The sequence below is a fragment of the Microbacterium sulfonylureivorans genome (genome assembly GCF_003999995.1).
GTDB classification, from domain to species: Bacteria; Actinomycetota; Actinomycetes; order Actinomycetales; family Microbacteriaceae; genus Microbacterium; species Microbacterium sulfonylureivorans.
Map to the genome: position 1 here is coordinate 1,500,875 of NZ_RJAD01000001.1, position 26,372 is coordinate 1,527,246.

At 69.8% G+C, this 26,372-nt stretch carries 21 protein-coding genes and 1 pseudogene; 16 read left to right on the plus strand and 6 right to left on the minus strand.

The window, feature by feature from the left end:
* The first annotated feature begins 140 nt into the window (after nt 1-140).
* The 5 genes from EER34_RS06650 (at nt 141) to EER34_RS06670 (ending at nt 6,415) form a co-directional block, all read left to right on the plus strand.
* The gene (locus tag EER34_RS06650) at nt 141-410 is read left to right on the plus strand and encodes a DUF7218 family protein (protein WP_127473718.1); all 270 of its coding nucleotides are present in this window, start codon (nt 141-143) and stop codon (nt 408-410) included.
* 54 nt (nt 411-464) lie between these two features.
* Nucleotides 465-1,433, plus strand: coding sequence for a DNA topoisomerase IB (locus EER34_RS06655; protein WP_127473719.1), 969 nt, complete (start codon nt 465-467; stop codon nt 1,431-1,433).
* 162 nt (nt 1,434-1,595) lie between these two features.
* On the plus strand, nt 1,596-2,009 hold the full coding sequence (locus tag EER34_RS06660; RefSeq protein ID WP_127473720.1) for a fluoride efflux transporter FluC: 414 nt from the start codon (nt 1,596-1,598) through the stop codon (nt 2,007-2,009).
* Entirely contained in the window at nt 2,006-2,398 is a 393-nt protein-coding gene (locus EER34_RS06665; protein WP_127473721.1) for a fluoride efflux transporter FluC, read from the plus strand. Before EER34_RS06660 ends, EER34_RS06665 begins: the two co-directional genes overlap by 4 nt.
* Before the next feature lie 114 nt (nt 2,399-2,512).
* Complete coding sequence (locus EER34_RS06670; protein ID WP_420845963.1) at nt 2,513-6,415, plus strand: efflux RND transporter permease subunit; 3,903 nt, start codon at nt 2,513-2,515, stop codon at nt 6,413-6,415.
* Between the two features lie 90 nt (nt 6,416-6,505).
* On the opposite strand, the gene EER34_RS06675 is transcribed toward EER34_RS06670, so the two are convergent.
* The 3 genes and pseudogenes from EER34_RS06675 to EER34_RS17885 form a co-directional block, all read right to left on the minus strand.
* Nucleotides 6,506-7,585 carry a DUF998 domain-containing protein gene (locus EER34_RS06675; RefSeq protein ID WP_127473722.1) on the minus strand — a complete coding sequence of 360 codons (1,080 nt, stop codon included), beginning with the start codon at nt 7,583-7,585 and terminating at the stop codon, nt 6,506-6,508.
* Nucleotides 7,586-7,641: 56 nt separating this feature from the next.
* Nucleotides 7,642-8,277: a putative antibiotic biosynthesis monooxygenase gene (locus EER34_RS06680; protein ID WP_127473723.1), complete on the minus strand. Its 636-nt coding sequence runs from the start codon at nt 8,275-8,277 to the stop codon at nt 7,642-7,644.
* 149 nt (nt 8,278-8,426) lie between these two features.
* Nucleotides 8,427-8,876, minus strand: a pseudogene (locus EER34_RS17885) (DUF998 domain-containing protein); the annotation flags it as partial.
* 521 nt (nt 8,877-9,397) lie between these two features.
* Here EER34_RS17885 and EER34_RS06690 point away from each other — a divergent pair.
* A complete protein-coding gene (locus EER34_RS06690; protein WP_127473724.1) occupies nt 9,398-11,797 on the plus strand; it encodes a DEAD/DEAH box helicase in 2,400 nt (799 codons plus the stop codon).
* A gap of 100 nt (nt 11,798-11,897) precedes the next feature.
* On the opposite strand, the gene EER34_RS06695 is transcribed toward EER34_RS06690, so the two are convergent.
* A complete protein-coding gene (locus EER34_RS06695; protein ID WP_127473725.1) occupies nt 11,898-12,563 on the minus strand; it encodes a TetR/AcrR family transcriptional regulator in 666 nt (221 codons plus the stop codon).
* Nucleotides 12,564-12,644: 81 nt separating this feature from the next.
* Between EER34_RS06695 and EER34_RS06700 the strand changes: the two genes are divergently transcribed.
* Nucleotides 12,645-13,553, plus strand: a complete 909-nt coding sequence (locus EER34_RS06700; RefSeq protein WP_164743469.1) for an alpha/beta fold hydrolase — start codon at nt 12,645-12,647, stop codon at nt 13,551-13,553.
* 40 nt (nt 13,554-13,593) lie between these two features.
* Here EER34_RS06700 and EER34_RS06705 read toward each other — a convergent pair whose 3' ends face one another.
* Nucleotides 13,594-15,723 (minus strand): intein-containing Rv2578c family radical SAM protein, encoded by a 2,130-nt coding sequence (locus EER34_RS06705; RefSeq protein WP_127473727.1) that lies wholly within the window; start codon nt 15,721-15,723, stop codon nt 13,594-13,596.
* A 148-nt stretch (nt 15,724-15,871) separates the two neighbouring features.
* On the opposite strand from EER34_RS06705, the gene EER34_RS06710 reads away from it, so the two are divergent.
* Entirely contained in the window at nt 15,872-17,149 is a 1,278-nt protein-coding gene (locus EER34_RS06710) for a M15 family metallopeptidase (RefSeq protein ID WP_127473728.1), read from the plus strand.
* Between the two features lie 210 nt (nt 17,150-17,359).
* Complete coding sequence (locus EER34_RS06715; RefSeq protein WP_127473729.1) at nt 17,360-18,523, plus strand: acyl-CoA dehydrogenase family protein; 1,164 nt, start codon at nt 17,360-17,362, stop codon at nt 18,521-18,523.
* Nucleotides 18,524-18,592: 69 nt separating this feature from the next.
* Here EER34_RS06715 and EER34_RS06720 read toward each other — a convergent pair whose 3' ends face one another.
* Nucleotides 18,593-18,979, minus strand: a complete 387-nt coding sequence (locus tag EER34_RS06720; protein ID WP_127473730.1) for an MmcQ/YjbR family DNA-binding protein — start codon at nt 18,977-18,979, stop codon at nt 18,593-18,595.
* A gap of 91 nt (nt 18,980-19,070) precedes the next feature.
* On the opposite strand from EER34_RS06720, the gene EER34_RS06725 reads away from it, so the two are divergent.
* The 7 genes from EER34_RS06725 (at nt 19,071) to EER34_RS06755 (ending at nt 26,347) form a co-directional block, all read left to right on the plus strand.
* Nucleotides 19,071-19,469: a hypothetical protein gene (locus EER34_RS06725; RefSeq protein ID WP_127473731.1), complete on the plus strand. Its 399-nt coding sequence runs from the start codon at nt 19,071-19,073 to the stop codon at nt 19,467-19,469.
* 212 nt (nt 19,470-19,681) lie between these two features.
* The gene (locus EER34_RS06730; RefSeq protein ID WP_127473732.1) at nt 19,682-21,334 is read left to right on the plus strand and encodes an ABC transporter substrate-binding protein; all 1,653 of its coding nucleotides are present in this window, start codon (nt 19,682-19,684) and stop codon (nt 21,332-21,334) included.
* 47 nt (nt 21,335-21,381) lie between these two features.
* Nucleotides 21,382-22,386 (plus strand): ABC transporter permease, encoded by a 1,005-nt coding sequence (locus EER34_RS06735; RefSeq protein WP_127473733.1) that lies wholly within the window; start codon nt 21,382-21,384, stop codon nt 22,384-22,386.
* Nucleotides 22,379-23,452, plus strand: coding sequence for an ABC transporter permease (locus EER34_RS06740; protein WP_127473734.1), 1,074 nt, complete (start codon nt 22,379-22,381; stop codon nt 23,450-23,452). The genes EER34_RS06735 and EER34_RS06740 overlap by 8 nt, the downstream gene beginning before the upstream one ends.
* Nucleotides 23,449-24,309: an ABC transporter ATP-binding protein gene (locus tag EER34_RS06745; RefSeq protein WP_127473735.1), complete on the plus strand. Its 861-nt coding sequence runs from the start codon at nt 23,449-23,451 to the stop codon at nt 24,307-24,309. Before EER34_RS06740 ends, EER34_RS06745 begins: the two co-directional genes overlap by 4 nt.
* Nucleotides 24,306-25,175 carry an ABC transporter ATP-binding protein gene (locus EER34_RS06750; protein WP_127473736.1) on the plus strand — a complete coding sequence of 290 codons (870 nt, stop codon included), beginning with the start codon at nt 24,306-24,308 and terminating at the stop codon, nt 25,173-25,175. The genes EER34_RS06745 and EER34_RS06750 overlap by 4 nt, the downstream gene beginning before the upstream one ends.
* Entirely contained in the window at nt 25,172-26,347 is a 1,176-nt protein-coding gene (locus EER34_RS06755; RefSeq protein WP_127473737.1) for an ROK family transcriptional regulator, read from the plus strand. Before EER34_RS06750 ends, EER34_RS06755 begins: the two co-directional genes overlap by 4 nt.
* Nucleotides 26,348-26,372 lie beyond the last annotated feature (25 nt).

Here is a 26,372-nt window from a genome sequence, read left to right on the forward strand (position 1 = left end):
GGGCTTGACGGCCCCTCCTCGGCGGTGATAGCCGCGTGATCGGGGAGAGATGTAGGGCTCGCTCGCCGCTCTGTCAAGCCCCCCGGGGCGGTCCGGCGGTCGATCTAGCGTGACGTCGACACACCGATCGAGGAGGGGCGATGCCAAGCGGACGCGGTTCGAACAGCCTCAAGGATCCGGAGCTCTACGAGGAGCTCCGCGATGACGGGGCCTCCAAGGAGAAGGCGGCGCGCATCTCGAACGCGGCGGCGCGTGACGGCCAGAAGAAGGTCGGCGAGCGAGGCGGCGAGTCCGGGTCGTACGACGACTGGAAGGTCGACGACCTGCGCAAGCGGGCGAAGGAGCTCGGCCTCACCCGATACTCGGGCAAGAAGAAGTCGGAGCTCATCGATATGCTCCGCAACCACTGACCGCATCTGGCGCGCCCGACGCGGCCGCGAACACCGAAAGCACGAGGGGGACGGATGCCGAAGCTCACGCGCGTGCGTCCTCTTGACGACGCCGGCTTCCGGCGGGTGCGCGCGGGCCAGGGGTTCCGCTACGTCGACGCCAAGGGCGCCGCCGTGACCGAGCGCCACGTCGAGCGCATCCGCGCGCTGGTGATCCCTCCGGCGTGGGAGGACGTGTGGATAAGCGTCCGGCAGGACGGGCACATCCAGGCCGTCGGCACCGACGAGGCGGGCAGGCGCCAGTACATCTATCACCAGGACTGGACCGCCGGGCGCGACCGCCGCAAGTACGCACGCGCCCTCAAGCTCGCCGAGACGCTCCCCCGTGCGAGGGCGCGCGTGACGACGTCGCTGCGACGGAGCGCGCTCGACCGCGAGCGCGTGCTGGCGGTCGCGTTCCGGCTGCTCGATCAGGCCGCACCCCGCATCGGATCGGAGCGCTACCTCGCCGCGCACGGCAGCCGCGGTCTCACGACCCTGCAGCGCCGGGACGCCTCGGTCGAGGCATCCGTCGTCTCCCTCACGTTCCCCGGCAAGAGCGGCAAGAGGCAGCTGCTCGAGATCGATGACGACGACCTCGCGGTCGTCGTGGAGCTGCTCGCCGCCGGCCGCCCGCGCTCTGCCCTCCTCGCGTGGGATCGCGGCCGACGCAGGGTGCCGCTCGCCCCGACCGAGGTCAACGACTACGTCCGCTCCCTGACGGGCGGCCGCTTCACCGCGAAGGACTTCCGGACGCTGCGCGGCACGATCCTCGCGGCGGAGGCGCTCTCCCGCATCGGGACGGTCGGCACCGCCGCCGAGCGCAAGCGGGCCGAGCAGCTTGCCGTGCGGGCGACGGCCGAGGCGCTGGGCAACACCCCCGCCGTCGCCCGAGGCTCGTACATCGATCCGCGCGTGTTCGCCCGCTACCGCGACGGGCACGTGCTCGACCTCTCTGTCTCGCCGGAGTCGGCGATCCTGGCTCTGATCCAGCCGACTCGCTGACCCCCGCCCCCGGGCTCCGCCCCCGGGCTCCGCCCCCGTTTTCGGTTTGTGTGGAGAACACGCCGCTACCCCCGGCCCGGAATGCGCGTCTTCTCCACACAAACGGAAACGGCGCGAGGGGGGAAGGGGGGCGGGGGGAGGGGGGCGGGGTAGCGTGAGGGGATGCGGCAGGCCGTCGATCAGCGCACCCTCGGGTACGTCGTGGCCGGCGGTGCGCTGGGCGTTCTGGCGCGCGCGGCGCTGCTCGCACCGGTGGAGGACGCGGATCTCGTGCCGTGGGTGACACTCGCCGTCAACGGCATCGGGTCGTTCCTCCTCGGCCTCGTGGTCGGAGCGCTCGACGGCCGCCGAACGCACGCGCGGGCGTTTCTGGGCACGGGCGTGCTCGGCGGGTTCACGACGTACAGCGCGTTCGCGGTGGACACCGCGCTGTGGCTGACGACACCGTGGCTCGCGGTGGCGCTGGCCGCGGCATCCGTCACCGCCGGCGTCGCGGGCGCGCTCGCCGGACTGCTCGCAGGACGCCGGATCGCGCGACGCCCGCTGGGCGTGCCCGAGGAGGGAGAGGCGGAATGAGCCGGCCGCTGCTTCTGCTCGTCGTCGCCCTGGCGGGCGGCGCGGGCGCCGGGCTGCGCTACATCATCGACCGGCTGATCGGTACGCGGGGCCCCGGCAGCTTCCCGCTCGGGATCCTCGTCGTCAACGTCACGGGCTCGTTCGCGCTCGGCCTGCTGACCGGTCTGGGCGCCGTCGTCGCGCCCGAGGCCGCTGTCGTGCTGGGCACCGGCCTGCTCGGCGGCTACACCACTTTCAGCGCGGTCTCGGTCGATACCGTCCTGCTCGCCGAACGTCGCCGGTGGAGGGATGCCGCGGCGAACCTGATCGGCACGCTCGCGCTCGCGGTGGCCGCCGCCGCTGCGGGCGTCGGGATCGGGCTGTGGGCGGCTGGGGGGCTGTCCGGCTGACCGGACGGAGGCAGGCGGCGTACCGGGCTCCGGATGAGATACTTGAGCCGATACATTCCCGTATCCGTCGCGCTCCGGCGTGCATCCCGTGCTCCCATTCCAGCGAAGGCATCCGTGTCGAACCTCGCCGTCCTGAGTCTCAAGAACCGCGCGCTCATCGCGCTCATCACGATCGTCGCCGCCATCTTCGGCAGCCTGGCGCTCGTGAACCTCAAGCAGGAGCTGATCCCGTCGATCGAGTTCCCTGCGCTGATCGTCGTCTCGACCTACCCGGGCGCGTCGCCCGAGGTCGTGAACAACGACGTGTCGACCCCGATCGAGAACGCGATCCAGGGAGTGCCCGGGCTCGAATCGAGCACCGCGACCAGCACCACCAACGCATCGATCGTGCAGGCGTCGTTCACCTACGGCACCGACCTCGCGACCGCCGAGCAGAAGCTGACACAGGCGATCAACCGCGTCGAGCTGCCGGAGGGGGTCGAGCCCAACGTCATCTCGGCGAGCATCGACGACTTCCCCGTCATCCAGATCGCGGTGACCGGCTACGACGACGAATCGACCATCCAGGCGCAGCTCGAGACATCCGTCGTCCCCGACCTCGAGGATGTGCCGGGTGTCAACGCCGCCGCGATCGTCGGCGGCGTCGGCCAGCGCGTCACGATCACGCCTGATCAGGCCGAGCTCGCGGCCACGGGTTACACGCAGCAGGACATCCGCGACGCCCTCGACCAGAACGGCGTGCTCTTCCCCGGTGGCCAGATCACCGAGGACGGCGAGACGCTCACCGTCCAGACCGGCACGAAGATCGAGTCGGTCGACGAGATCGCCGCGCTGCCGCTGGTGCCCTCCGACGCGGAGCAGTTCCAGGAGGGGACCGTCACGATCGGCGACGTCTCCACCGTCGCGCAGGAGGCCGACCCGGTGACCACGGTCTCCCGTGTGAACGGCGAGCCCGCCCTGACCATCGCGGTGACGAAGCTGCCGGCGGCGAACACCGTCGACGTGTCGCGCGGCGTGCTCGAGATCCTTCCCGAGCTGGAGGACTCCCTCGACGGAGCGACCTTCACGGTCGTGTTCGACCAGGCCCCCTACATCCAGGAGTCGATCGACACCCTGGCGAAGGAGGGTCTGCTCGGCCTGTTCTTCGCGGTGCTCGTCATCCTCATCTTCCTCATGTCGGTGCGGGCCACCCTCGTCACGGCGATCTCGATCCCGACGAGCGTGCTCATCACCTTCATCGGCATCCAGGCGTTCGGCTACTCGCTCAACATCCTGACTCTGGGCGCCCTGACGATCGCGATCGGACGCGTCGTCGACGACTCCATCGTCGTGATCGAGAACATCAAGCGCCACTACGTGGGCGACGCGAGCAAGATGTCGTCGATCCTGCTCGGCGTTCGCGAGGTCGCCGCGGCCATCACCGCCTCGACGATCACGACCGTGGCCGTGTTCCTCCCGATCGCCTTCGTCGGCGATGTGACGGGCGAGCTCTTCCGGCCCTTCGCGATGACCGTGACGATCGCCATGACGGCATCGCTCTTCGTGGCGCTCACGATCGTGCCGGTGCTCGCCTACTGGTTCCTCCGCCCCGGAAAGCCGCTGCTCGACGCCAACGGCGACGCGATCGACCCGGAGCACCCCGACGCTCCGCCGAGCCGGCTGCAGAAGAGCTACCTGCCGATCCTGCGCTGGACGCTCAAGCACTCGTGGACCACCCTCTCGCTCGCCCTGCTCGTGCTCGTCGGCACGGGAGTGCTGGCGGGCATCGGCCTGCAGCAGGGCTTCCTGAAGACGAACTTCCTGGGCGACTCCGGCCAGAACACGTTCACCATGACCCAGTCGATCGGCTCCGCGCCGAGCCTCGAGGCCGAGAGCGCCGCCGCCGAGCAGGTCGAGGACGCGCTCGAGGGCATCGACGGCATCGAGACCGTGCAGGTCTCGATCGGGTCGAGCGGCTCCGCGCTGCGCGACGCCTTCTCGGGCGGCGGCAGCGGCATCACCTACTCGATCACCACCGACCCCGACGTCGACCAGGTCGCCCTGCGCGAAGAGGTCCAGGAGGCCGTCGCCGATCTCGACGACGCAGGCACGATCACCGTCGCGTCGTCCGGCGGCGGGTTCGGGTCGAGCGACATCGCCATCGACGTCACCGCTCCGGACTCGGCCACGCTGCAGGAGGCGACGGATTCCGTCGTCGCCGCGGTCGAGGGCGCCGACGGGGTCGGCCAGGTCTCGAGCAACCTCTCGGCCTCGCTGCCCTTCATCGCCGTGGTCGTCGACCGCGACAAGGCAGCGTCGCTCGGCCTGTCGGAGGTCGCTGTGGGTGCGCTGGTCTCGAACACGATGCAGCCGCAGTCGATCGGATCGGTCGAGATCGACGACACGTCGCTGACCGTGTACCTCGCCGCCTCCGAGACTCCGGCGACGCTCGAGGAGCTGCGCCAGCTGCCCGTGCCGAGCGCCGCCGGTCCTGTCCCGCTCGAGGATGTCGCGACCGTCGAGGAGAGCGAGGGACCGACGTCGATCACGACCGAAGGCGGCCAGCGCACGGCCACGGTCACGGTCACGCCGTCGACCGACGACCTCGCCGCGGCGAGCGGCTCGGTGACGACCGCGCTCGCGGACGCCGACCTGCCCGCTTCGGCCGATGCGACCCTCGGCGGCGTCGTCACCCAGCAGCAGGACGCGTTCTCGCAGCTCGGACTCGCGCTGCTCGCGGCGATCCTGATCGTCTACATCGTGATGGTCGCGACCTTCAAGTCGCTGCGACAGCCGCTGCTGCTGCTCATCTCGGTGCCGTTCGCGGCCACCGGCGCGATCCTGCTGCAGATCGTCACCGGCGTGCCGCTCGGCGTCGCGTCGCTGATCGGCGTGCTCATGCTCATCGGCATCGTGGTGACCAACGCGATCGTGCTCGTCGACCTCGTGAACCAGTACCGCGTCAAGGGTCTGACCGCGCATGACGCCACCGTCGCCGGCGGCTCGCGCCGACTCCGTCCGATCCTCATGACGGCTCTCGCGACGATCTTCGCGCTCATCCCGATGGGCCTCGGCATCACCGGCCAGGGCGGCTTCATCTCGCAGCCGCTCGCGATCGTCGTGATCGGCGGCCTCGTGTCGTCGACCGTCCTCACACTGCTCGTGCTGCCGACGCTCTACAACCTCGTCGAGGGCGCCAAGGAGCGCCGTGCCGCGCGCCGTCGCGGGGACGACGGTGACGGCGGCGGAGCCGGTGGCCCGATCGCTGCGCCGAGCCCTGACGGAGCGGATGCCGCGGCCGAGCCCGTGCTCGTCGGTGCCACCGCCGGCGCGGTCCTGACCCGCCGAGAGCGTCGTCAACTCGAGTCGTCGACCGGAGCGGTGCCGGCCGCCGCGCTCGCGGGCGTGGCCGTGCCCGTCATCGAGGAGGGCCCCGACATCGAGGTTTCCGAGGCCGACGGAGGCGCCGTGCACGGCGAGCCGGCGGCCGACGTCGACACTGCTGTCGCGAGCGAAGTCGACGCCTCGCCGGAGGATGCCTCCGCCGAGGGGCTCGTCGACGGCGAAGCACGGGCGTCCGAGGACGCCGACGTGGCCGTCACGGCGAGCGACGAGGTCGCGAGCGAGTCCGACGTCGCGGATGCATCCGAGGCCGAGGGCGAGGACTCGTCGCACGAGGCGGGTGCGAGCGGCGAACTCGCGACCGACGCCGTGACCGTCGACCACACCGACCATCCGGCCGCTGAACACGCCGACGACCCGACGGCCGAGCACGACCCGGGCGTCGACGCGGAGGAGGCGGAGCCCGCCGACGACGACGGCAGCGCGGACACGGACACCGATTCCGATGACGCCACGGTCGACGACGGAGGCGATGCCGACGAGAACTCCGACACCGGCGAGGCTGCGGAGGACGTCGATGCGACGGAGGATCACTCCGACCACGACCACGACCACTCCGACCACGACCACTCCGGCGAGGATGACTCGGAAGACCACTCCGACCACAACCAAGAGGGCGACCGCGGGCGCGACTGACCCTTCGCGGGATGACTCCCATCCCCGACGCAAGACCCCCCGGCCGGCTCACGCCGGCGTCGGGGGGTCTTGGCGTTGGAGCGGCGCCGGTCAGTCCGTCCGGCCGGCGGCGCCGAGGAAGCGGATGAACACGGAGATCCATCCGAAGATCAGCGCGAACACGATGATCTCGAAAGCGGTGAGCGAGAAGTACCCGACCGCCGGGATGAACAGGATGATCGATGCGATCAGGGCGCCGAGGAAGGCCCACGACGAGACGAAGTAGGTGCGGGGCATCCCCCGAAGCAGCGCCGGTCCGCCGATCAGCAGCACGAGGAACATCGCCGCCATGCCCGAGGCCGAGATGTTGTGGAGCGCCAGGTTCACGTCGACGGGGAAGATTCCGACGCACGCCAGCATGATCCCCATCACGACGAACAGCGCCGGGACCACCGTCTCACCGCGCGGATTCGTGAGGACGCCCGCCTTGGTGAGCGCCTCCATGTCGTTGGCGATGTAGACGGCGAAGGTCGTGACGAGCAGGCCGCCGGCGATGAGCGTGCCGTTGAAGACCCAGCTCGACAGCGCGTCGAACGAGCCGAGGTGGCTGAAGTGGATCGTCCACCACTCGGGGTCGGGTGTCGTCACCATCGCCGTGAGCGTGCCGATGACGATGAACGCCATGAGCAGCGACGACATGCGCTGCGTCGTCATGCTCGACACCGAGAGGTACACGATGTAGGTCGTCATGCCGAGTGTGACGGCCATGAGAACGACCGCCCAGAACGTGATGACGGGGAGCCCGATGAAGCCGAGGGCGAGCACCCGGAAGAGGGCGTAGGTCGCGAGGAACGCGAGCACGGTGTGGACGATCACGACCGAGACCGTGTTGACGATGAACTTCCACGAGGGGAGCGAGCGGCGCCACTCCTGGCCCGGTCGCCCCCGGGCGCGCCAGTACCCGGCGATAGATGCCGGGATCGCCACCACGGCCGCGCCGATCGCCGCCCACAGCGCGAAAGGGTCGTCGTCGGCGAGCATCAGGTTCGTTGCGAGCAGCGACAGGACGAAGCCGTACACCGCGCCGAGAACCCCCGCGCCGAGCGAGAGGTAGACGGCCTCCGACTCCGTGCGGCGGGTGGGGGCTGGCGCGGCTCCGTCGGGGAGAGCCGCCGTGCGGGGCGAGGTCATGGCGCCAGTGTAGGACCGACGGATGCCGCGTCCCCGCGGCGCGCCACGGCGCAGGTTCAGCGGGCGCGGTGCAGCCAGGGGCGCAGCATCCGCGTCACCCATGGCAGCACGAGGTACGTCATGATCGGCGTCAGCAGCACCGTGGCGAAGAGCACTCTGACGACGAGCGGCCAGTCGGCGAAACCGGGGACGAAGCCGAGCAGCCACGACGCGAGCAGGTTCGTCGGGAAGAATCCGAGCCAGATGGCGACGGCCTGCTTCCAGCGCGGCGGCGCAGCGGGGATCGGCTGCTGGATCGGGCCGGTCGGGGCCGAAGCATCCGCTTGCCCGCCGGAATCGCGAGTCTCGATGTGTGTCGCGAAGGGAGCGTCGAACCATCCCTCGATGCCGGTGCGGCGTTCGACGCGGACTTCGTCAGCGAACGCGCGGCCCGAGTCGAGCCACCACGAGCGCTGAGGGGACTGCTCCCACGCCTCGAGGGTCGGGATGTCGCGGAAGCGGTAGAGCATGTACCAGAGGTCGCTCCCCTCCCCGGCGCGGACCCAGCCCGAGCCGAGGAAGCCTGCGAAGCCGGTCGCGAGGTCGGTGCCCGCCTGCATCCAACTCGTGGCCTCGACAGTGCGGGACGGGTCGATCCGTCGTTCGATCGCGACGGTGATGGGGTGGGCCACGGGTTCTGCCATGTCATCCATTCCACACGATCATGGGGCTCAGGCGTCGCCTGCGGCTCGGCGGCGGCGGGGGCGGGGGCGGGGTGCGGGCACGCCGCCAGAGCGCGCGGAAGCACCGTCAGCCATGCACCGACCGACGCGAAGCCGAAGAACTCGAAGCAGGCGAGCGTGATGACGCCGACGGTCAGCAGGACCATGCCGGCGGCGAGCAGCACGACGCACGCGATCGAGGACGCGCGGAAGCGACGGCGGAACCCGGGGATGCCCAGACTCGTCGCCACGAGCGCGAGGAGGGACAGACCGAGCCCGGCCGCGGCGAGGTCGTGGAGTTCGACGCTCACCGGGATCGGGATGAGGCCGACGACGGTGAGGTGGAGTCCGGCGGAGATCACCGACACGCGGAACGCGCGCGCGGTGCGGCGGCCGGTCGCGGAGGGCAGGACGGTGACGACGACGACCCCGTACGTCGCCAGGAGGAATCCCGCGACGATCGCGGTCGAGTTGAAGACGTGGGCGGAGAAGTCGTCGAAGGTGCCGAGCTGCGAGAAGTGCAGCTGCCACCACTGCGGATCGCGCGTGGTGACGACGGCGATCGCCACGCCGACGGCGAGAGCCGCCATGGCGCCATGGCTGAAGTGATGGGCGGAATGCCGCGGGACCGGTCGGGCGACCGGCCGTGGGTGCTGGGTGACGCCCGAGCGTTCGGGAAGGGCGAGGAGGGTCAACGGGCTCACGTTCTGTGTGTGCGTCGATACTCCGACCACGCCGACCCCCCAAGCCGTACGCCTCGGAGATCGTCGCGCGCTGCTCGGACGGGATCCCCAGATCAGCGGACAGGGCCGCTGGGCACTATGATAACGCTCTCCTGATGAGAACCTACAGGGTGCGAGGTTTTCAGGGGCGGGCGAGTTCTCAGGAGCGTCCGCTAGCCTGGAGCGGTCGGCTCTGGACACTGCGCTGCGCGCGGATGGGTTTGTGAGTCCAAGGGGCCGATGGTGGAGACGATTCCGTCTCGACGACCATCAGTTGAATGGCCCCCGGCCGACGATAGTCCGGGCTACTCCACGCCGCCACGGCGGCCTCGCACGCGTGCGATCCCTCGGAGTGCTGTTCTCACAGAACAACCCAGAAGGACACGACCATGCCCAAGAACAAGAAGGCGGCCGGCGGCCGCCCCGCCAAGAACTTCGAGCCGCGCTACGCCGCGAAGACGAGCTTCCAGGACCGCAAGCGCCGTCCGGGTGAGGCCTCTGCGGGCAAGCCGGGCAGCAAGAGCGCGGGTCACCGCGGCTACCGTGCCGAAGAGGCGACGGATGCTGCCCCCAAGCGTCGCTGGACCGCGCAGGAGCGCGCCGGTCGCGACGAGTCGCGCGGCATCCGCACCCATGCGCACGGGGGTCGCGACGACCGGGCTCGCCGTGACGATCGTCCGGCTCGGTCGTTCGACGATCGTCCGAAGCGTTCGTATGGTGATCGCCCGCAGCGTGACGATCGTCCGGCTCGGTCGTTCGACGATCGTCCGAAGCGTTCGTATGGTGATCGCCCGCAGCGTGACGATCGTCCGGCTCGGTCGTTCGACGATCGTCCGAAGCGTTCGTATGGTGATCGCCCGCAGCGTGACGATCGTCCGGCTCGGTCGTTCGACGATCGTCCGAAGCGTTCGTATGGTGATCGCCCGCAGCGTGACGATCGTCCGGCTCGGTCGTTCGACGATCGTCCGAAGCGTTCGTATGGTGATCGCCCGCAGCGTGACGATCGTCCGGCTCGGTCGTTCGACGATCGTCCGAAGCGTTCGTATGGTGATCGCCCGCAGCGTGACGACCGTCCGGCTCGGTCGTTCGACGATCGCCCCCAGCGTTCGTACGGCGACCGTCCCGCGCGCCCGTCGCACCTCGACCGCGTCGACCGCGACGACCGCCGTTCCTTCGGAGACGCGCGTCCGTCGTACCGCCGTGACGACCGCCCGGCCCGCTCGTACGACGATCGTCCGAAGCGCTCGTACGACGACCGACCCAAGCGCGACGACCGTCCGGCCCGCTCGTACGACGACCGCCCCAAGCGCGACGACCGTCTGGCCCGCTCGTACGACGACCGTCCGGCCCGCTCGTACGACGACCGTCCGAAGCGCTCCTACGACGACCGCCCCAAGCGCGACGACCGTCCGGCCCGCTCGTACGACGATCGTCCGAAGCGCTCCTACGACGACCGTCCGAAGCGCGACGACCGGCCCCGCCGCAACGACGGTGCGACGCGCTCCGACTGGAACGCCCCTGCGCGGACTGCGGCCCACGAGGCGCACGTCGACGTCGTCCACGAGCGCCTGCAGGCGGAGGCCGTCCAGGCCGGCGAGGTCGCGGATGTGACATTCGGCGACCTCGGCCTCGGTGAGAACATCGTGGGTGTCCTCGCCGACCTCGGTGCGGCGAGCCCGTTCCCGATCCAGGCCGCGACCATCCCGTCGATCCTGGAAGGCAAGGACGTCCTCGCCCGCGGTCGCACCGGCTCGGGCAAGACCATCGCGTTCGGCGCCCCGCTCGTCGAGAGCGTCCTGCGCTCGCAGCGCGGCCAGCGCCGCGAGTTCGCCCGCGCGCCGAAGGCGCTCATCCTCGCGCCGACGCGTGAGCTCGCGCTGCAGATCGACCGCACCATCCAGCCGATCGCGCGCAGCGTCGGCCTCTTCACCACGCAGATCTACGGCGGCGTGCCCCAGGGACGCCAGGTCGGCGCTCTCCGCAAGGGCGTCGACATCATCATCGGCACCCCGGGCCGCATCGAGGACCTCGTCAAGCAGGGCAAGCTCGACCTGTCCGAGATCCGCATCGCCGTTCTCGACGAGGCCGATCACATGTGCGAGCTCGGGTTCCTCGAGCCCGTGCAGCGGATCCTCCGCCTCACCGCCGACGGGTCCCAGAAGCTGCTCTTCTCGGCGACGCTCGACCGTGAGGTCGCCGCGCTCGTCGACGAGTTCCTCGTCGAGCCCGCCGTGTACGAGGTCGCCGGTGAAGACCAGGATTCGGGCACGATCGAGCACCGCGTGCTCGTGATCGAGCACCGAGACAAGGCCGAGATCCTCGATTCGCTCGTCGCACGCGAGGGCAAGACCCTGGTGTTCGCCCGCACGCGTGCGTACGCCGAGATGCTCGCCGAGCAGTTCGACGACGCGGGCATCCACGCGCTCGCCCTTCACGGCGACCTCAACCAGGCGAAGCGCACGCGCAACCTGGAGAAGCTCACGTCCGGTCGCGTCCAGGTGCTGGTCGCGACGGATGTCGCGGCACGCGGCATCCACGTCGACGACATCGATCTCGTGGTCCAGGCCGACGCGCCCGACGAGTACAAGACGTACCTGCACCGCTCCGGCCGCACCGGCCGCGCCGGTCGCTCGGGCACCGTCGTCACGCTCATCACGCGTCAGCGCCGCCGCCGCATGACCGAGATGCTCGACCGCGCCGAGATCGACGCGCCCTTCGAGGAGGTCCGTCCCGGCGACGACCTGATCGAGGAGATCTCCGGACGTCAGCTGTCCAACGTCGACGCGTAGCCGTCGGAACGGAGTGCCCGGTCCTGGCGGACCGGGCCCTCCGTCGTATGGTGTCGCCAGACGAGCCGCACGAGCGGCTCGGCGGTGCGACCGGGGTCTGTCAGGCCGTGGCCGGGATCCGAGTCACCCTGGCCACCAGTGCGGGATCGGCGCCGAGGCCGAGCAGTCGTGACCTCAGAGCGGTCGCGGCGCGGTCGTAGGGCTCGACGCTCGCGTAGAGGAGCGAGCGGGTGTTGGCGGCCTCGAGGAACGAGACGATCTCGAACGTCAGCTGGCGGGCGTCATCGAGTCCCGGGAGCTCGCCGGCGGCCATCGCGCGTTCGATCGAGAGTGCGAGGTAGTCCTCCCAGTCGCTCGACGCCGCGACGACGGCATCGCGGATCGGGCCCGGCCGGGCGTCGTACTCGACCGAGGTCGCAGCGAAGAAGCATCCGCCGCGGAACACGCGTTCGTCGGAGTAGTCCAGCCAGGACGAGATCAGGGCGCACACCCGCGCCAGCCCTCGTTCGGATCGCTCTCGTGCGGGGACGATCACCCGCTCGATGAAGACCTCGCGGGCGGCGGCGACCGTCGCGAGCTGCAACTGCTGCTTCGAGCCGAAGAGGGTCGCGACGCCGCTCTTGCTGTGCCCCGCGGCATCCGCCAGGCGACCGATCGTGAGTCCCTCGAGGCCGTCGACCGACGCGGTGTCGATCGCATGGGCGAGGATCACGCGACGAGACTCGTCGCCCCGTGCGCGGCGGCCGTCGAGCTGCTCTTGCGCCATGACTCCAGATTATCGTACGATCGTTCGTATTCATACGTACGATCGTTCGTATTTCTCGTTCCTTCGGTGATCGGAGCAGCTGTGAGCCTCTCACTCTCCGCGGCGGGAGCCGCTGTCCGCGTGGCCGGATCGATCTCGCCGCGGTGGGGGGCCGCCGTGGCGCTGCCGATGTTCGGCCATGTCGCCAGGCCTCGACCGGTCGGCGTCGCCGAGCTGCCGACGATGTGGAGCGCCTCCCGCTCCACGGTCCGCATCCCGGGGCTGGCCCGCGCGGGCGCCGACGTCGTCGTCTACGACTGGGGGCACGGCGACGAGGTCGTCGTGCTCGTCCACGGCTGGAACGGGCGGGCGAGTCAGTTCGCGGTGCTCGTGCGCGAGCTCGTGGCAGAGGGCTATCGGGTCGTCGCCTTCGACGCGCCCGCCCACGGCGATTCCGGTGGCCGGAGCACCTACCTGATCGACTGGACCGACGTGCTTGCCGAGGTCCAGTGTCGCCATGGCCGGTTGCGCGCGGTGGTCGGTCACTCCTTCGGCGGTCTTGCGGGCCTGGTCGCCGGAGCAGGCGGACTTGCGGCGGAGCGGGTCGTCACGATCGCGGCGCCGGCGGACGCCGACCTGCTCTTGGCGCAGTTCCAGGGCATGCTCCGCTACGGCGACTCGACGGCGGCGGCACTTCGCACGCGTTTCGCCGAGCGCTACTTCCCTGGAGAGTCCGACCCGTTCGCGAGGCTCTCGCCCGTGGCGCGGCCGCTCCCGTCCGGGGTCTCGCTGCTCGCCGTTCACGACGAGGCGGATCGCGTGGTGCCCTTCGGCGAGCTCGCCCGCGTCGCCGGTGCGAACCCGGGTGCCCGCCTCGTCACCACGCGCGGGTACGGCCACAATCGCGTGCTCGAGGCCGACGTCGTCCTCGACGCGGTGCTGGAGTTCGTCGGCGAGTCGGTCGCCCCCGCGTCGGCCGTGTCGACAGCACTCTCGGAGTCCGCGGCCTGACGTTCGTGGCCGGTCGCTCCGCACGCGTCGACTTCCGCCGTCAGAACAGCCGGGGTTCGCTCGCCATAGCGGTCGCGGCGCGACCACGCGACGTCGTGACGATCCCTACGGCGCGCGCGTCGGCCCGCGCGGCGAGTCCGGCCACCGGTGTGCCGCGCGGGTGGTCGTCTTCGGCGTGCCCGTCGAGGCCGTGCACGCGCAGAAGCGGTCGCACGCGCTTGGCCAGCCAGGCCCGGTAGGCCTTCGGTGCGGTGGTCGAAGCGCCCGGGTACAGACCGAGATACGACGAGACGAGCTCGGGATGCTGCTGCCCGAGCCACTCCATGAACCACTGCTTCGCGCCGGGACGCAGGTGGAGCGCGCCGTACACGACCCGGGTCGCGCCTGCCGCCTTGATGCGGGTGAGGGCATCGTCGATCGCCGCGATCGAGTCGGTGAGGTGCGGGAGGATCGGCATGAGGAAAACGGTGACGCGGAACCCGGCCTCCGTTGCGGCGCGGACGGTGTCGAGCCGCGCGGCCGCCGTGGGCGTGCCGGGCTCGATCAGGTGCTGCAGCGCGTCGTCGAACACGGCGATCGACATCGCGATCGACACCCGCACGGACTGGGCCGCGTCGCGGAGCAGCGGCAGGTCGCGGCGCAGCAGCGTGCCCTTCGTGAGGATCGAGAACGGCGTGCCCGACTCCGTCAGCGCCCCGACGATCCCCGGCATGAGCTTGTAGCGGCCCTCGGCCCGCTGGTACGGATCGGTGTTGGTGCCGAGCATGACCGGCTCGTGGGCCCACGAGCCGCGCCGGAGCTCCTTCTCGAGCACTTCGGCGACGTTGATCTTCACGACGACCTGGGTGTCGAAGTCCCGTCCGGCGTCGAGCTCGAGATACTCGTGCGTTCCGCGGGCGAAGCAGTTGTGGCTGACCACGCCGTTCGCGATGAAGTCACCGGTGGAAGTGGTGATATCGATCAGATCGATGGGCTCCTCGAGGTCTTCGATCGAGACGACCCTCAGCGGGGCATCGGACTTCACCGCAGCACCCAGCAGACCGAGCTTTCGCGTGATCGACGGTTGCGTCAGCTCGAAGAACCGGCGACGTGCGCCCAGACCACCGCGCAGCCGGATGGCGACCACTCCGTTCGCCCGCGCCGGTTCGGCGACGAAGTCGAAGGAATGGGTGCGCAGCGCGGCATCGATCATGGCGAGGATTCGGGGATCCTTGTCGGAGATGCGGAGGATCCCCCGACTGCAGCTTCCCTCAGCGTCGAAGATCCCGCTGAGGAATCCCCGTAGCCATTCATCCGAGGCGACGTCGGGCCACGCGACGACCGAGCCGACCGTGGCGAAGTCGGCGGCGCGCGAGGTGAAGATCGCCTCCATGGCGCGTCGGGTCGGCGTCGCGGGAGCGAAGCTCCGCGTCGTCGTCTCCACACCGGCAAGCGCGAGATACCTGCGCGAGCGATCGAGGGCCTCGTTGTCGGCGAGAGCCAACCGGAAGCGGTGCGCGACATAGGTGTGCTCGCTGCCGGTACGCCGGTACTCGCGCTTCAGCATCATCCCGTCGCCGCGGATCATCCCGCACAGATAACCCCGGCGAAAGTCGTCTGTCTCCACACGTTCGACAACCGCGCCGCCCATGCCGAATCCGAGCAGCTTGTTGTTCGTCGTCAGGAACGGGCGCTGGGGACTGCCCGACGGGGCAGGTCTGACGTACTTCCACCCTCGCTCGGTGAGGAAGCGGTGGTCGCCGCTCGCCACGAGTTGTGTGCCGTCGGCCAGCGTGACCCGATGGGCACGCTTGCGAGTGGACCACTTCGCCGAGACGGTCGCAGGCGAGTAGCGCCGGTGGGCGCCTTCTCGCGTCGTGCCGACGACGACATCGCCGACGGAGACCTCGCGGAGCTTCCTGCTCCGACCGTCCGCCATCAAGATCATCGTGTCGGGGTGCAGGCAATAGACGCAGGCATGACTGCATCCGCGGTAGGGGTTCACCGTCCAGTCGAACGGCATCGCCGACGCTCCCGGCACGTGGTTCAGCGCGGTCTTGCAGAGCACCTCGTGGAAGGTGACTCCGGCGAACTCGGGAGTGGTGACGGACTGCACGAGGCCGTTGAGGTGCTCAAGGCCGGGCAGGGCGGAGGCATCCGCCACGCCCAGCTCCTGACCCTGCCATCGCATGCATCAATGGGAACAGATGTTCGAGTCTCTGTCAAGATTCGACACATCCGCATCGAACACGCGGCGAGGATGCCGCGGCTTCTCGCCGCCTGGGTGCCGCGCAGGTGAGAATGGAACCGTGACGGCGCCCGGATCGTCAAACCCCCCGATGTCTCGTCGCGCAGCCCGCGCGCTGCGCGAGGAGGCTGATCGTCGCGCCCGCGAGGCGGGCGCCGACGACGGCGCATCGTTCGTGCCGCCCGACGACCCGACCGCGCTCGAGCTCGCGATGCCCCTCGCGGCCGCGAGTCCCTTCCACCTCCCCGCCGAGTTTCGAGCGGCGGTCGCCGCCAGCGCGGCACGGCAGGCTCCTCCGGCGTCCGCGTCGGAGCAGCCCCGCCCCCGTCCGGGTCGCACCCGGCAGCGGCCCGACCGCGGTCACAGTGCACGCCGAGCGGCGCGGGCCGAGCTGCTGCTCTCGGCCCAGGAGACTGACGGCCCGGCGCCTCGACATGCGCGCCCGCGTCGCCTCGCCCGCACCGGCGTCGTCGCGCTGATCGCCGTCGGCGGGATGCTCCTCCTCGGGTCGGCGGCGGCGATGACGGCGATGGTCTCGGGAGCGCCCGATGCCGCCGGCGACGACTCCGCGACCCGCATGGACGCCGGACCTCAGCCTGTGGCTGCGCTCCCCGTGCCGGTCGTGGAGCAGACGGCGGTGTCGATCGACATCTGCGATGAACACGAGGTCATGACCGCTCTCGAGGCGCACGACGACGCCGCCGCGATCGCGGCGGCGGGCGGCGCCGAGGCGTTCCGCATCGCCGTGGCCGAGGGGCACGCGCCCTGCGTCGACCTCTCCGATCCGACGCGCGTGTGGACCGTCGTCAACAAGGCACGTCCCTACACGCCGGTCGACTACCGGCCCTCGGACCTGGTCATGCCCGACGGTGTGCGCAGCGTCGAGGGCGGGTCGCTGCGGTCGGATGCGGCATCCGCGCTCACCTCGCTCGTCACCGGTGCGCGCGAGGCCGGCGTCGGCGAGGTGGCGCTCGAGAGCGGATTCCGCTCGTACCAGACGCAGGAGGGCTCGTACGGGCGGCAGGTCGACGCGAAGGGGGTCGAGGAGGCCGACCTCGTCAGCGCCCGGCCCGGCTTCAGCGAGCATCAGTCTGGCCTGGCGGGCGATGTGGTCGCCTGCGCCGGCGGCTGCGGGACCCTCGACGACCTCGCCGCGACGCCGCAGGGCGAGTGGGTCGCCGCGCACGCCTGGGAGCACGGCTGGATCGTCCGGTACGTGGAGGGGGCGACCGATGTCACCGGGTATTCGCCCGAGCCGTGGCACCTGCGGTACATCGGACCCGAGCTCGCACGGGCCTATCACGACGGCGGGTGGACCTCGCTCGAGGACTTCTTCGGGCTCGAAGCGGCGCCCGGCTACGTCGGCTGACGCGCGATCCGACCCGGCTGCGACGGCCCGCGACGGCCGGATTGAGGCATCCCACAAAGCGCGGGACGCAGTTTCACGATACTTAGGATCGGATCTCACATACCAGCCGGTCTGAAAATGTTGCACCCGGTATGATCGAGTCGGGCCATCCGGTGACGTCGCACGCGACCTGCCGCCGGCGAAACGCTCGAAGACGAGAGGAAGGCGCACATGGAGCGCGACATCTACGACGAGGACCACGAGGCGTTCCGCGACGTCGTCAAGGAGTTCATCAAGCGGTACGCGACCGAAGAGAAGCGCAGGCAGTGGGATGCGGACGGCGAGATCGATCGCGCCACCATGCTCGCGGCGGGGGAGTCGGGCCTCATCGGACTGTCGGTCCCCGAGGAGTTCGGCGGCGCCGGCATGCTGCAGGACTATCGCTTCCGCGCGATCGTGCTCGAGGAGACGATCGGCGCCGGCCACGGCTCGCTCGCGGGTGCGTTCGGCATCCAGGACGACCTCGCCGTGCCCTACATCGTGCACATGGGCACGCAGGCGCAGAAGGAGAAGTGGCTCCCCGGCATGGCGACCGGCGAGATCCTCGGCGCCCTCGCGATGACCGAGCCGGGCGCCGGCTCCGACCTCCGCGGCATCAAGACCACGGCGAAGAAGGTCGACGGCGGCTACATCGTCAACGGCGCCAAGACGTTCATCTCCAGCGGCAAGACGGCCGACATCGTCGTGACCTTCGTCAAGACGGGCGAGGGCAACCGTCCCGACGCCTTCAGCCTCCTCATCCTCGAGGACGGCATGGAAGGCTTCGACCACAGCAAGAAGCTCGAGAAGATGGGCTTCCACGGCTGGGACACGGCCGAGCTGTCGTTCGTCGACGTCTTCGTCCCCGAAGAGAACCTCATCGGCGGCAAGGAGGGCCTCGGCTTCATCCAGCTCATGATGAACCTGCCCCTCGAGCGCCTGTCGATCGGTGTCGCCGCGGCCGCGGCCGGCGAGGCGGCCTACGTCTGGACGCGTGACTACACACTCAGCCGTGAGGCGTTCGGCGAGCGCATCGCCGACTTCCAGAACACCCGGTTCAAGCTCGCCGACATGGCCACGACGGTCGACGTCATGTGGACCTACGTCGACCGCGCCATGCAGCTCTACAAGGACGAGAAGCTCACGCCTGAAGAGGCGGCGAAGGTCAAGTTCTGGACGACCGACCGCGAGGCGGAGCTGCTCGACGTCGGGGTGCAGCTGCACGGCGGCTACGGCTACATCACCGAGTACCCGATCGCCCGCGCCTACCTGGACGCCCGTGTGCACCGCATCTACGGCGGCACGAACGAGATCATGCGCGACCTCGTCAGCCGACAGATCGTCGGCAAGCGCTAAGAGCGGACTCAGTGCGCCGGATGCCGCGACCCCGCCTCTTCGGAGCGAGGGGGTCGCGGCATCCGTCGTTCACGACCCGTCGTCGAGCTCGCGACGCAGGTACTTCGGAGCCTGCACGCGCCACGCCTCGGTCACGAGCTCGGCGAGGTGGTCGTCGTCGATGCCGGACATGCGGAACGCGACCTTCGGCTCGCTCCACGGGGTCGTGGTGCGCAGGAACACGTCGGGCGCCATCTCGACCAGAGCGAGCGCGTCGACGCGGTCGGCGACCTTGACGCCGACGACGAGCTCCCGCGCGATGATCGCGCGGATGTCGTCCGGGATGCTCGGCCACGGATGGCACTCCCACGCGTACAGCTTGCCGCGCACGAACCACGCGGCGCCGCCCGTCGTCGCTCGCTCCTCACTGCCGGGCAGTCCGCCGGCGGTGCGGCGCAGGTCATCCAGGTCGGCCACGACGAGAGCCTAGGACGCGCCGCCGACAGTGCGACACCCCGGGGACGTCGTCCGGGTCCGGGGTGTCCGCCCCCTCTGTCACGATGAGCCGATGACGAGGTTCAGCATCGACGCGGCCACGGCCCTCCGGATCATCCGCGAAGATCTCGAGATCGCCGAGCACCACCGACTGGTCGGCCCGGCGGCGCTCCGGTCGGACGCCCTGGCGCTCCTCTACCGGGATGTCCGGCAGGGTGAGCTCGACGAGAAGAGCGCCCGCGCGCAGCTCGAGAAGCTGGCGAGCGTCAGGATCCGACTGCTCGGCGATCGCGTGTCCCGCTCGGTGGCATGGAAGCTCGCGCTCCAGCTCGGGCTCGACGACACGGCGCCGGCGGAGTACCTCGCCGTGGCGTCGCTGCAGGCAGACGCCCTGATCGCCGAAGATCCGGCGCTTCGCGCAGCCGCCGACGGCATCGTGCCGCTCGCCCGCTTCGAAGACCTCACGCGGTAGCTCAGCTCCGCCAGACGCCGCACGCCCTCTCGGCCTGCGGCGTCTGCGTTCGCGCGCCTGCCTCACCTTCATCAGACCGTAACAATAAAGACTGTTATTGGTAAGTGTCTTTCCTATAACGTGTTCCGCGATGCACCGGAGCATGTTCCCGTCCGGCGCACCTCCCCCCGAACCAAAGAGTCGAAAGGAACGCCGGAAACATGAGACGTGAAATGCGCAAGGCAACGGCCGTGATCGCGGCCGGCGCCGTCGCACTGTCCCTCGCCCTTGCGGGCTGCTCCCCGTCGTCGCAGGCGTCGTCGGGCGGCGATGCCGTGCTGCGGGTCTGGGCCGGCAGTGCCACGCCCATCAACCACAACTTCAACCCGTTCGCCGTGGACACCGCCGTCCACGCCACGTTCGGCGCGATCTACGAGCCGCTGTTCTTCTTCAACCAGCTCTCGAGCGACGCCCCGGTCGGCATGATCGGCGACAGCTACGAGTTCAACGAGGACGGCACCGTCCTCACGGTGAAGATCAAGCCCGACCTGAAGTGGAACGACGGCGAGGCGCTCACCGCCGACGACGTCGTGTTCACCTTCGGGTACGGCTCGAACAAGAGCGACAAGCTCGTGTCGGCCGAGGCATCCGACGAGACCACCGTCGTGCTCTCGTACACCGAGCCGCAGTTCACCTCCGCGTCGCTCACGCTCGGCTCGACCTGGATCATCCCGCAGCACATCTGGGAGTCCATCGACGACTACGTCGCCGAGACCAACACCGAGCCGGTCGGCTCGGGACCGTACATGGTCAAGGACTTCTCGGATGCCGCGTACACGGTCGAGGCGAATCCCGAGTTCCGCGACGGCGAGGTGGCGGTCAAGGAGGTGCAGTACGTCGGCCTCGACTCGAACCAGTCCGCCCAGGACCTGCTGACCACCGGCAAGATCGACTGGGTCGGCCAGTTCATCGCGAACCCCGACTCGGTCACGGCCAGCGGCGACATCGTCACGATGAACAACCAGCAGGACCCGACCACGATCATCACGTGCTCCAACGCCGATCTCGGCTGCACGGGACCGCAGACGGATCCTGCCGTCCGTCAGGCCATCAACCTCGTCATCGACCGCGCCTCCATCGCCGAGAAGGCATTCGCCGGGCTTCCGGCCGAGAGCAACCCCGCGTTCGTGCTGCTGCCTCGTGACGAGCAGTGGCTCGGCGACCCGGCGAACGGTGAGAGCCCGCAGTCGCCGGACGTCACGGCGGCGCAGGCGATCCTCGAGGAGGCCGGCTACACGCAGGACGCCGAGGGCTTCTACGGCAAGGACGGCACGACCATCGAACTCGATCTGTTCTCGCCCGACGGCTGGACGGACTACAACGACACCGCCAAGCTCATCAGCGAGTCGGCTGCGGATGCCGGCATCCGGATCAATGCCCGGACCGTCTCGGATGCCGAGTACTGGACCCCCATCGGCAACGGCGACTTCCAGATGGCGCTGTACGGGCTGACCCAGTCGCTCGTGCCCGACCCGTACTCGAACTACGACCAGTACTTCTTCGGGAAGTCGACGGCCAAGGTCGGCGAGAGCCCGATCGCGGGTCAGAACTACTCGCGCTACAGCAACGCCGAGGTGGATGCCGCGATCGCGGCCGCCGCCGGGACGCAGGACGAGGCGACCAAGAAGGCCGCCTACGCGACCATCCAGGAGCACATCGCGAGCGACCTGCCGTACATCCCCGTGGTTCTCAACGCCTCGCAGGCCTTCTTCAACGTGACGAAGTTCTCGGGCTGGCCGAGCGAGTCCGACCTGTACGCGAACCCGCTGCCCTACTTGTCGGTGGCGTCGGCGGTCGTGCTGGCGAACCTCGAGCCGGTCGAGTAGGAGCGCACCGTGACGACATGCCCGGATCGGCCGCGAGAGGAGGCGGGATGAACTTCTACGTACGGCGCGTCGCCTTCTACATCGTGACGCTGTGGGCGGCCATCTCGCTCAACTTCTTCCTCCCGCGAATGCTCCCCGGGGATCCGGCGGCCATCATGCTCGGCAAGCTGCGGCGCGCCAACGGCGGACGGCCGCTCTCGGAGGAGACCGTGCAGACGATCACCTCGATCCTCGGCGCCGAGAAGGGCATGTCGCTGTGGGACCAGTACCTCGCCTACTGGGGCCGGCTGCTGAACGGAGACCTCGGGGTCTCGTCGACGCGGTACCCGGCCCCAGTGGGCGACCTGATCGCCAGCGCCCTGCCGTGGACGGTGATCCTCGTCGGGACGGCGACCGTCATCTCGTTCGGACTCGGGCTCTTCATCGGAGCCTGGGTGGGATGGAAGCGCGGCACGGCCCTCGACCATCTCGTCCCGGCGACGACGCTCCTGCAGTCGATCCCGTACTTCTGGCTCGCGCTCGTCCTCGTCGCCGTCTTCTCGGTACAGCTCGGCCTGCTGCCGATCGTCGGCGGCTACGACGTGTTCGAGTTCCCCGCGGGGCCCGAGTGGAGCTGGGCGTTCTTCGTGAGCGCCGTGCAGCACGCGATCCTCCCCGCGACGACCATCGTGCTCTCCTCCATCGGGGGCTGGCTTCTCGGCATGCGCAACATGATGGTGTCGACGATGTCGGAGGACTACGTGGTCACGGCAGAGGCGAAGGGCCTCACCGCGGGCAGGATCCGCACCCGCTACGCCGCCCGCAACGCGGCGATCCCGAGCCTCGCCGGCTTCGGCATCGCGCTCGGGTTCGTCGTCGCCGGCTCGATCGTCATGGAGCAGGTCTTCAGCTACCCCGGCATCGGGAAGCTCATGATCCAGGCGGTCCAGGGCCTCGATTACGCCCTCATGCAGGGCGTGTTCCTCGTGATCACGCTCACCGTGCTGGCCGCGAACTTCATCATGGACCTGCTCTACGGTCTGATCGATCCCCGAGTGAGACACAATGGCTGAGCCCACCGAGACCGAAGAGCTCGTCGCCGACACCCCGTTCGGGTCTCCGGCCGCTGTCGAGGCCGTGCGTGAGACCGGGCGCGAGACCCACGCTGTCGAGATGTCGACCGCGACCCTGGCCACCTCGCGCTTCGCGGGTGTGAGCCACCTGCTCCCGCGCTGGTCGGCCAAGCTCGTGTGGGGCATCGTGATCGTCGGGTTCATCACACTGCTGGGTCTCGTCGGCCCGCTGATCTCGCAGAACCCCCGCAACTCCGACAACCCGTCGCTGCAACCGCCGAGCGCGGAGCACTGGCTCGGCACCACGAAGCTCGGCTACGACGTCTTCGCCCAGCTCGTCTACGGCACGCGCGAGTCGCTCTACGTCGGCATCGTCGCAGGGCTCGTCGCACTCATCCTCGCGATCCTGTTCGGCATCTTCGCCGGGTATTTCGGCGGGGTGCTCGACGAGATCCTCATGGTGATCACGAACATCATGCTCGTCATCCCCGGCCTTCCTCTCGTGATGGTGATAGCCGCCTACGTGCAGAACACCCCGGGGCTCGGACCGCTCGCGCGCAGCTCGCTCCTCGTCGCGATCGTCCTCGGCATCACGGGATGGGCGGGGTCCGCCGTGGTCCTGCGAGCGCAGGCGAAGTCGCTCCGCACGCGCGAGTACGTCGCCGCGGCCCGGGTCGCCGGCGAGAAGCCCTGGCGGGTGATATTCGTCGAGATCCTCCCGAACCTGGTGCCGCTCATCGCCGCGCAGTTCATCTTCGGCATCATCTTCGCCGTGCTCGGAGAGGCCGGGCTCTCGTACCTCGGTCTCGGTCCCACCGGCTCGATCACGCTCGGCACGATGCTCAACGATGCCCAGACCGGCCAGGCGGTCGGCACCGGGGCGTGGTGGTGGTTCGTCCCGCCGGGTGCTGTCATCGCGCTGCTCGGCGCCGGTCTGTCGCTCATCAACTTCGCGATCGACGAGGTCGTGAATCCCAAGCTGCGCCTCGCGCCGCAGGCCGCGCGCCGCCAGCGTCGCGCGACCCGCCGCGGCGAGGGCATCGCCGACGGAGGTGCGTTCGCATGACCGGTGAAGCAGTGCTGACCGCGCGGGACGTGTCGATCCGGTACGAGGTCGACCCGCCCGTCGAAGCCGTGAAGAACGTGTCGCTCACACTCCATCGCGGCGAGATCCTCGGGCTCGCCGGCGAGTCCGGCTGCGGCAAGACGACTCTGGCGTACGGCATGAACCGGCTCCTCAAGGCGCCGGCGGTGATGACGCAGGGCGGGGTCGTCTTCCATGACGCGTCGGGCGACGACATCGACGTGGCCGGGCTGTCGGGCGAGGGTCTCCGGCGATTCCGGTGGGACAAGGTGTCGATGGTCTTCCAGGGGTCGATGAATTCGCTCAACCCCGTGATGAGCATCCGCCATCAGCTCCACGACGTCTTCAAGACCCACCGCCGCGCCATGCGGAAGGCTCAGCGCGAGGCGCGCAGCGCCGAGCTGCTCGAGCTCGTCGGTGTCGACCCGTCGCGGCTGTCGAGCTTCCCTCACGAGCTGTCTGGCGGGATGCGCCAGCGCGTGATGATCGCGATGGCGCTCGCGCTCGACCCCCAGGTCATGATCATGGACGAGCCCACGACCGCGCTCGACGTCGTCGTGCAGCGCGGGATCATCCGCGAGATCATGCGGCTGCGAGAGCGGCTCGGCTTCGCCGTCGTCTTCATCACGCACGATCTGCCGCTCCTCATCGAGATCAGCGATCGGATCGCCGTGATGCGCGACGGCCGGATCATCGAGCAGGGCACCGCGGAAGACATCTACCGGCGTCCGGTCGAGGACTACACGAAGCGACTCCTGGCGAGCTTCCCGAGTCTCACCGGGGATCGAGGCGCGTTCATCCGCGGCTCTGTCGCGGGCAATGCGGAGGGAGCGGCATGAGTGAGGACACCCGGCGGGGCACACTCGAGGCCCGCGGACTCGTCAAGGACTTCCGCCTCCGATCGGGTCTGGCCGTCTCGAAGCTGCACGCAGTGAAGGATGTCTCGTTCACCCTCGAGCAGGGGCGCACGATCGCCCTCGTCGGCGAGAGCGGGTCGGGCAAGTCGACGATCGCCCGCATGATCGCCAAGCTCGAGCATCCGACATCCGGCACGATCCTCCTCGACGGAAAGCCGTCGGCCACCCGGGGTGCTGCGCTCGCCGCGTACCGGCGTGAGGTCCAGATGGTGTTCCAGGACCCGTTCGCCTCCCTGAACCCGTTCCACACGATCCGTCACCACATCGAGCGGCCCATCCGGCTCCACTACCCGCAGCTGTCGGCGGCCGAGGTGCGTGCGCGTGCGCTGCAGCTGCTCGATCGCGTGCGCCTGAGCCCCGCGGCGACTTTCGCCGACCGGCGTCCTCACGAGCTGTCGGGCGGACAGCGGCAGCGGGTGGCGATCGCGCGGGCTCTCGCGCCGGGCGCGCGGTTCATCGTGGCCGACGAGCCGGTGTCGATGCTCGACGTCTCGATCCGGCTCGGCGTGCTCAACCTCCTGGCCGACCTGCAGCGCGAAGAGGGGCTCGGCGTGCTGTACATCACGCACGATCTCGCGACGGCCAGACACTTCTCGGACGAGATCCTGGTGATGTTGCGCGGCGACATCGTCGAGCGCGGCGGCGCGGATGATGTGATCCTGAATGCGCGTCACGAGTACACGCGGTCGCTGCGGGAAGCCGCGGCCGACCCCGATCGGCTCGGCGTGCTGCGCGACGAGGTCCGTCGCGACAGCCTTCGCGCGGAACAGGGGAGCGCATCACGATGACCACCGTCGACCCGGGCACGCCCACGTGGATGCGGACCCACAACGACCGGACCGCGTTCCGGCTGCTGCTCGAGCACGGGCCGCTGAGCCGCTCGAAGCTCGGCAAGCTGTCGGGGCTGTCGAAGCCGACCGCCGGCGCGATGATCCAGCGCCTCGAGAAGGTGGGGCTCATCGAGGCGATGGGTGAGGTCGCCGCCACACGCGGTCCCAACGCGACGGTGTACGGCGTGCGCCGCGACGTCATGACCGGCGTCGCGATCAGCATCCTGGCCGACACGATCGAGGCGGTGCTGACCGACCCGGTCGACTCCGACCGCCCGGTCGTCGTGCTGCCGGTCGCCGGCGTCGAACGGTCGCCCGAGCACGATGTGAGCGCCGCGATCGATGCGGCCTGCTCAGCGGCCGGCGTGGCCCGCTCGTCGGTGAGCGTCGTCGCCGTCGGTGTGCAGGCGGCGGTGGATGTCGCGTCCGACGAGCTCTCATTCACAGACACGCTTCCCGGCTGGCCGCAGTCCGGCGCGCGCCGCCGCATCGAGGAGGCGACCGGAATGACCGTCATCCTCGACAACGACGTCAACCTGGCGGCCATCGCCGAGCGCGCCCTCGGGGTCACCAGGGACGCCGAGAGCTTCGCCTACTTCTGGATCGGCGAGGGTCTCGGCGTCGGTATCGACATCGACGGCGACATCCAGCGCGGCACCTCCGGCAGCGCCGGCGAGATCGGCTACCTCGAGGTGCCGCGCTCGGCCGCCGCGCTCGACCCCGATGCCGCCGACTTCACCGACCTCCTCGGCGGGCCGGCGGTCGCGGCGCTCGTCGGCTCGCCCGGTCGGCCGCTCCGGGAGGCGCTCGACCGCGTCGCCGCCGACGAACCGGCATGGACGTCCGTCGCCGACCGCGTGGCCCTCGCGCTCGCGCCCATCGTCGCGCTGCTGGATCCGGCATCCATCGTCCTGGGCGGCCCCACCGGCGTCGCAGGCGGAGACGGACTCTCCGCCCTGGTCCAGCACCGGATCGACGGTGTGCAGTACCCGCGCTCCGACGTACACGGCGCGCGGCCCCACATCGCGGTGCGGGCGAGCACGACGGGAAGCGAGTCGATCCTGCTCGGCGCCCGGCAGGTTCTCGTCGCCCATATCCGCGCACGACTCGAAGCGGCCATCGTCGCCTGAACACGCGGGGGCCACCCCCACCAGA